Raw genomic sequence first — 6,779 nt, 5'->3', positions numbered from 1 at the left:
TTATGTTGAACAGGTGTTTTTACTTGTGTGCCATGTTGTTGTGCATGTGCTGCATTATTTAAAGCTAAAAAAGCTAACACTGACGAAACCGTCACTGTAAGAGTTTTTTTCATCTTGCTGTCATTCCTTTGCTGTTAGTATTTTAAGTATGCAAATACTATAGCACAATACATTTTGTCAAAAGCTATTGTTATAACGATGTAATCAAATGGTTAACAATATAAAAAGAATACAACCTTTTATCATAGTGTAAAATGTATTCATACCATGTAATTGAGAACGTTTTCAACGATTAATTCAATACCTTGAAAATCGCCATAGGTAATATTACTAAATGCACACTGCATATGTTGTTTTAACAAACACAACTTTTAAAAAATATATTCTAACTCTATCTACCGAATTGTACTTAAATATTCATAAACAAATCATATTCCAAAATCTAATTTACAATTTATTTAGCTACCTTTAAAAAAACCAAAAACCGACGCCCTTTTAGAGCCTCGGTTTTAAAATATATATTAATCGTGCGACATTGTCTGTCTTAAATATGATTCGATAAATGGTCCAATGTCTCCATCCATCACTGCATCAACCTTACCTGTTTCTTCGTTCGTACGATGATCTTTCACCATTGAGTATGGATGGAAAACATATGATCTAATTTGGCTTCCCCAGCCGATTTCTTTTTGTTCGCCACGAATTTCAGCCATTTCACGTGCCTGCTCTTCCAATTTTAATTGATATAATTTAGACTTTAACATTTTCATAGCTGCTTCACGGTTTTTAATTTGAGAACGTTCATTTTGGTTATTAACAACTATACCTGAGGGGTGGTGGGTAATTCGTATTGCCGATTCAGTTTTGTTAATATGCTGACCACCTGCACCAGAAGCTCTGAATGTATCAACTGTAATATCATCCGGATTGATTTCAATCTCTATTTCATCATTATTAAAATCTGGAATAACGTCGCATGATGCAAATGATGTATGACGACGTCCTGATGAATCAAATGGAGAAATTCGTACTAGTCGGTGTACACCTTTTTCAGCTTTTAAATAACCATAAGCATTATGCCCTTTGATGAGCAATGTTACACTTTTAATCCCCGCTTCATCCCCAGGTAGATAATCAACAGTTTCAACTTTAAAGCCTTTCTTCTCACAATAACGTTGATACATTCTAAATAGCATATTAGCCCAATCTTGAGACTCCGTGCCACCTGCACCAGGATGTAACTCTAGAATTGCGTTATTGGCATCGTGAGGCCCATCTAATAATAATTGCAATTCGTATTCATCCACTTTAGCCTTAAAATTAATGACCTCTTGCTCTAAGTCTTCTTTCATTTCTTCATCAAATTCTTCTTGTAATAAATCCCAAGTAGCATCCATGTCATCTACTTCTGCTTGTAGTGTTTTATAACCATTAACTATTGCTTTTAACGCATTATTTTTATCTATAATATCTTGCGCTTTCGTTTGGTTATCCCAAAAATTAGGTTCTGCCATCATTTCTTCATATTCTTGAATATTAGTTTCTTTGTTCTCTAAGTCAAAGAGACCCCCTAATTTGTGTTAAATCTTGATTATACTTATCTATATTTCGTTTGATTTCTGATAATTCCATAGCATTCGCTCCTATTTATATTTCAATTCAAGTCATTGATTTGTATCTTTTATAATGCTAAATTTTAACATAATTTTGTTAAATAACAATGTTAAGAAATATAAGCACACTGACAATTAGTTTATGCTTTTATTGTTAAAAATCAGTACATTTATCATCGACATATGCCTAAACCGATTTTTTAAAACTAAGTACATAACAACGTTTAACAACTTCTTCACATTTTTTAAAGTATTTAACGCTTGTAAAATAAAAAGACTCCTCCCATAACACAAACTATAGGTGTTTAATTGGAAGGAGTTATTTTATATCATTTATTTTCCATGGCAATTTTTGAATTTTTTACCACTACCACATGGACAATCATCGTTACGACCAACTTGATCGCCTTTAACGATTGGTTTCGGTTTCACTTTTTCTTTACCATCTTCAGCTGAAACGTGCTTCGCTTCACCAAACTCTGTTGTTTTTTCACGTTCAATATTATCTTCAACTTGTACTACAGATTTTAAAATGAATTTACAAGTATCTTCTTCGATATTTTGCATCATGATATCAAATAATTCATGACCTTCATTTTGATAGTCACGTAATGGATTTTGCTGTGCATAAGAACGTAAGTGAATACCTTGACGTAATTGATCCATTGTGTCGATATGATCAGTCCAATGGCTATCAATAGAACGAAGTAAAATCATACGCTCAAACTCATTCATTTGTTCTTCTAAGATATCTTTTTGACTTTGATATGCTGCTTCAATCTTAGCCCAAACGACTTCGAAAATATCTTCAGCATCTTTACCTTTGATATCATCCTCTGTAATGTCACCTTCTTGTAAGAAAATGTCATTAATGTAGTCGATGAATGGTTGATATTCAGGCTCGTCATCTGCTGTATTAATATAGTAATTGATACTACGTTGTAACGTTGAACGTAGCATTGCATCTACAACTTGAGAGCTGTCTTCTTCATCAATAATACTATTTCTTTCGTTATAGATAATTTCACGTTGTTTACGTAATACTTCATCGTATTCTAAGATACGTTTACGCGCGTCGAAGTTATTACCTTCTACACGTTTTTGTGCTGATTCTACAGCTCTTGATACCATTTTTGATTCAATTGGTGTAGAGTCATCTAAACCTAGTCGGCTCATCATTTTCTGTAAACGTTCAGAACCAAAACGAATCATTAATTCATCTTGTAATGATAAATAGAAGCGACTATCCCCTTTATCACCTTGACGTCCAGAACGACCACGTAACTGGTCATCAATACGACGAGATTCATGTCGTTCTGTACCTATTACTGCTAAACCGCCTAATTCCTCTACGCCTTCACCTAATTTGATATCTGTACCACGACCAGCCATGTTAGTGGCAATAGTAACGGCACCTTTTTGTCCAGCGCCTGCAACAATTTCAGCTTCACGTTCATGATTTTTCGCATTTAACACATCATGACGGATACCACGTTTTTTAAGTAAATTTGAAATATATTCAGAAGTCTCAACTGCAACAGTACCTAATAGCACTGGTTGCCCTGCCTTGTGTTTTTCAACAACATCTTCTACTACTGCATCAAATTTACCTTTTTGGCTAATGTAAATTAAATCAGACTTATCGTTACGTTGCACAGGTTTATTTGTCGGAATTTGAGTTACTGTCATGTTATAAATATTTCTAAATTCTTCTTCTTCAGTTTTAGCTGTACCTGTCATACCCGCAAGTTTATTGTACATTCTGAAATAGTTTTGGAATGTAATAGACGCCATAGTTTTAGATTCATTTTGAATTTGAACGCCTTCCTTCGCTTCAATAGCTTGGTGTAAACCTTCTGAGAAACGACGGCCTGGCATTGTACGTCCTGTAAATTGATCGACAATTAGTACTTCGCCATCAACAACCATATAGTCTACGTCACGTTGTAATGTAACGTGCGCACGTAAAGCTGTGTTGATATGACTAATAACATCAACATTTTGTACATCATATAAGTTTTCAACTTTGAACATACGTTCAGCTTTATCCGCACCTTGTTCTGTTAAATGTACGGCTTTCGTTTTTTCATCGTATTTATAATCTTCGTCCTGTTTTAACATTTTCGCAAAAACATTTGCTTGTGTATAAAGTGACGTTGACTTTTCAGCTTCACCAGAAATAATTAATGGCGTACGTGCCTCGTCGATTAAAATTGAGTCAACCTCATCAATGATTGCAAAATGTAATGGACGCATTACTCTATCTTCAGAATAATTCACCATGTTATCTCGTAAGTAATCAAAACCTAGCTCATTATTAGTACTGTAAGTAATGTCTTGTGCGTATGCTTCACGTTTTTCTTCTGTCGTCTTACTGTTTAAGTTTAATCCGACAGTCAAACCTAAGAAGTTATATAACTCAGCCATTTCTTCACTTTGAACACTTGATAAGTATTCATTGACTGTAATAACGTGAACACCTCTACCAGCTAATGCATTTAAGTATGTTGGCATTGTCGCTGTTAATGTTTTACCTTCACCTGTTCTCATCTCAGCGATATCACCTTTATGAATTGCAATACCACCCATAATTTGAACTTTATATGGTGTCATATTGAATACACGTTTAGAGCCTTCTCTAACAAGTGCATATGCTTCTGGTAAAATTTTATCTAAATAATCATTTTGCTTTTTGACATTATCAATGTCAGCTAATTCTGTTTGGAATTGTTTCGTTTTATTACGAATTTCTTCATCAGTTAAAATTGCCGTTTTTTCTTCTAAAGCGATTACTTTATCAGCAAGTTTACCTAACTGTTTAATTTCTTTATTATTGCCATCAAGAATTTTTGATAAAAATCCCATTTCGTTCGCTCCTTTAGCTAAAAAACTGTTTGGCCTACAACAATATATCTTATCATTTATAGTTAGAAAATTATACTTATTTACTCATTTGTGGAATCAATATAAATATATTTATGACATACTTCATTCACATTCTGTTGTCAACAAGTTTATCACTAATAAATATATTCTCAATACGCAATTATACTTCCTAATAAATTATATTATAAATATTTTACGATTTTCGACTCGGACTATACAATAGACTGACATACTATTATTAACTTAACATTCAAATATATACATCCATTAACATTAGCATAGTCACTATGTTTCATTCAACAAATTACATTATCGAACTATGAAATAGTCATAATTTGCTTTTGGAGTATAAAAAAGCACTTGTGCAAAAACACAAGTGCTTTAAACTTAATTTATTGTTCACTAGTTTGAATCAAGCCATATTTACCGTCTTTACGTCGGTAAACGATACTTGTTCCATCAGTTTCTCTGTCTGTGAATACAAAGAAGTCATGACCTAATAGATTCATTTGTAATACCGCTTCTTCTGAATCCATTGGTTTTAAGCTGAATTCTTTTGAACGAATAATTTCTATCTCGTTATCATCGTAAGCGTCATTATCAACTTGTGTTTCTTGCATTTCTTGTAATTCGGCAACAAACACTTCTTGATCTCCTCGATCACGGCTCTTACGATTAATACGTGTTTTATATTTTCGAACTTGTCTTTCAAGTTTATTATTAATTAAATCAATACCTGCGTATAAATCATCGTTTCGCTCTTCAGCTCTTAACGTAACATTTTTCAATGGAATTGTTACTTCAATTTTAGTAGCTGAATTTGAATAAGTTTTAACTTTAACATGCGCCACTGCATTTGGTACGTCATTAAAATAACGTTCCAACTTACCAATTTTTTCCTCAATATAGTTGCGAATAGCATCTGTGATAGTGAGGTTATCTCCATGAATTTCAAATCTAATCATAGTAATCTCTCCTTAAACCTCTTTATTGGTAACTCTTTATTATATTTTAACATTTTTACGCTATCGTGCAAACGCAAACACTTTGAATTTTCTGATATTTTTAGCATATAATTTATACCCTGCACGATGAATTGTTAATCCAGTTGTATAAATATCGTCAACGAGTAATATTTCCTTGCCATTTAAATCTAATTCCGTATCAATAATAAATGGATTTTCATCTGCCAGACGCTCTTTCTTAGTTAAATGAGACTGTTTTGGTCTATTTGACATCTTTAAAATCTTATCAAAGCGAATCCCTTTAGCTTTTAGTACTGCTTCTACCGGGTTAAATGTTCTAGATAAATCATGTGCCGGCGAAGAAGGAATTGGCACAATATAGTCATAAGATGTTTGTGGTATTTCAATCAAATGTGCCAATAATTCACATAAATAATAGTCTTTCAAAAATTTATACTGATGTATCATCTCTTTCATTAAACCGTCATATTGAAATTGACAATATAATTGTTCCATTAAATTAAAGTGTGCCGATAGAAACTTGCAGTCTAAACAATACGCTTCATCTTGATTTAAGTGTTTTAAGCACCTTGAACATCGCCTTGCTTTAATATCAAGTTTAATATTGTCCCAATTCTCTTTGCATCTGTCACATAATCTATTAGGTTTCTTGAACAAATTATAAATGGTTATATTTTCATATAACTTAGCACCACAACTCAAACAATTATTCATCAATCCAACCTCTTTTTAATGCTAATTTGTTCATCCTTTGAATCTCTTTTTTAGCTTGAATCATATTCATACTTACTCCTTCATGAAAAAACAATACTTTTCCAGCAGGACATTCTAATTTTCGTCCAACACGTCCAGCAATTTGTATTAAAGCCTCTTGAGTATATTGATGTGCATCGATAACAACAACATCCAAATTTGCCATTGTAAATCCACGTTCTAATATTGTCGTAGTAAAAATGACATCGAAATGTCCATTCCTTAATTGTTCAACTTTTTCAAAGCGAAAAACATCCTCGCTATGGACGTATGTTAATTTAGTAATTTTCTGCTTATAAACCGAAAATGTTTTAATCATTGTTTCTATATTGTTAAAAAACACCAGTGTATAACGTTGATTATTAATTTGATCTTGTAAAATTCGGTATAACATTTTCTGAATCTTATTATTATTAAGTTTGAAATAACGATATTTAGGAACTGGAAGTGATTTTTTATGAAAGCGAGCTGGCAATTTAATTATATTTTCGTGGGGAATCTCTGACAGAAGTTGTTTCGGTGGTGTTGCTGTCATATAAAT

The 6,779-nt window shown here is 32.6% G+C and carries 7 protein-coding genes and 1 pseudogene; all 8 read right to left on the bottom strand.

Annotation, left to right across the window (positions count from 1 at the left end; translation table 11 throughout):
* A pseudogene (locus tag IDG60_RS03715) lies at window positions 1-113 on the bottom strand (COG3942 and LysM peptidoglycan-binding domain-containing protein); the annotation flags it as partial.
* A 147-nt stretch (window positions 114-260) separates the two neighbouring features.
* On the bottom strand, window positions 261-368 hold the full coding sequence (locus IDG60_RS03710; RefSeq protein ID WP_001792175.1) for a hypothetical protein: 108 nt from the start codon (window positions 366-368) through the stop codon (window positions 261-263).
* A gap of 153 nt (window positions 369-521) precedes the next feature.
* Window positions 522-1,632, bottom strand: a protein-coding gene (gene prfB / locus IDG60_RS03705; RefSeq protein ID WP_010956549.1) for a peptide chain release factor 2 whose coding sequence is annotated in 2 segments (ribosomal slippage) — window positions 522-1,559 and window positions 1,561-1,632 — 1,110 coding nt in all. Because the reading frame shifts where the segments join, the coding sequence is not laid out codon by codon here.
* Window positions 1,633-1,800: 168 nt separating this feature from the next.
* Window positions 1,801-1,905, bottom strand: coding sequence for a hypothetical protein (locus IDG60_RS03700; protein ID WP_001790092.1), 105 nt, complete (start codon window positions 1,903-1,905; stop codon window positions 1,801-1,803).
* Window positions 1,906-1,946: 41 nt separating this feature from the next.
* Window positions 1,947-4,478, bottom strand: a complete 2,532-nt coding sequence (secA, locus tag IDG60_RS03695) for a preprotein translocase subunit SecA (RefSeq protein ID WP_000506531.1) — start codon at window positions 4,476-4,478, stop codon at window positions 1,947-1,949.
* Between the two features lie 413 nt (window positions 4,479-4,891).
* A complete protein-coding gene (gene hpf / locus IDG60_RS03690; protein WP_000617735.1) occupies window positions 4,892-5,464 on the bottom strand; it encodes a ribosome hibernation-promoting factor, HPF/YfiA family in 573 nt (190 codons plus the stop codon).
* Window positions 5,465-5,524: 60 nt separating this feature from the next.
* Window positions 5,525-6,199, bottom strand: coding sequence for a ComF family protein (locus IDG60_RS03685; RefSeq protein WP_001057966.1), 675 nt, complete (start codon window positions 6,197-6,199; stop codon window positions 5,525-5,527).
* On the bottom strand, window positions 6,192-6,779 hold a 588-nt coding region (locus IDG60_RS03680), incomplete at its 5' end, for a helicase-related protein (protein WP_274611435.1). The genes IDG60_RS03680 and IDG60_RS03685, both read right to left, overlap by 8 nt.

The organism is Staphylococcus sp. EG-SA-2 (genome assembly GCF_017152085.1).
The sequence above is the reverse complement of the archived record's forward strand: the minus strand, read 5'-3'. Positions and strand labels throughout refer to the sequence as shown.

What these genes read in the sequence shown, in the direction of transcription:
- secA (WP_000506531.1), bottom strand. Translation starts at nt 4,478, where the DNA reads ATGGGATTTTTATCAAAAATTCTTGATGGCAATAATAAAGAAATTAAA.
- IDG60_RS03685 (WP_001057966.1), bottom strand. Translation starts at nt 6,199, where the DNA reads ATGAATAATTGTTTGAGTTGTGGTGCTAAGTTATATGAAAATATAACC.
- hpf (WP_000617735.1), bottom strand. Translation starts at nt 5,464, where the DNA reads ATGATTAGATTTGAAATTCATGGAGATAACCTCACTATCACAGATGCT.